Source organism: Acetobacter orleanensis, from assembly GCF_001581005.1.
GTDB classification, from domain to species: Bacteria; Pseudomonadota; Alphaproteobacteria; order Acetobacterales; family Acetobacteraceae; genus Acetobacter; species Acetobacter orleanensis.
The window spans coordinates 1-591 of the sequence record NZ_LHZV01000004.1 but is presented as its reverse complement, the minus strand read 5'-3'; the positions used below and the strand labels follow the sequence as shown (position 1 = coordinate 591).

The 591-nt window shown below is 51.4% G+C and carries 1 protein-coding gene; it reads right to left on the bottom strand.

The window, feature by feature from the left end; all coding sequences use genetic code 11:
- Nucleotides 1–125 precede the first annotated feature (125 nt).
- Nucleotides 126–591, bottom strand: a 466-nt coding sequence (locus AD949_RS00020) for an efflux RND transporter permease subunit (protein ID WP_211259967.1), incomplete at its 5' end; no start/stop codon positions are given.

Below are 591 nucleotides of genomic sequence, written 5' to 3'. Positions count from 1 at the left end.
GTTGCCGTCGGCTATGGTCGTGATGTCGATATGTGCGAACAGGGGAGATGTTTTGATATATACGGCAGTCTCGCAATCATCCTCAATCAACAGGATGCGTGGTACAGTCTCCTGACAATCAGCTCTCATGAGGTCTCCTCCTTTATGGCATGATGCTTCGACCGACTGTTTTGTCGAGGAAGGGTAAGATTACCCAGCACTAAATAAAGGACCGGGGTCGTATAAAGTGTCAGAGCCTGACACACGATGAGACCACCTAGGATTGTAACGCCTAATGGAAGACGCAGCTCGGAACCATATCCGTGGCCAAACACTAATGGCAATGCACCGAATGCAGCAGAGAAGGTTGTCATCATGATCGGCCGGAAACGAAAAGAGCACGCCTGAAGAACTGCTTCCTTTGTATCAAGGCCCGATCGTTCAGCCGCAATGGCAAAGTCGATCAGCATGATGGCATTCTTTTTTACAATCCCCACAAGCAGAAGTAGTCCGATCATCGCCATAAGAGAAAACTCTTCGCCACAGAACCACAGGCCAAGCATGGCGCCGACGCCCGCCGACGGCAACGTGGACAGCACGGTAACCGGCTGG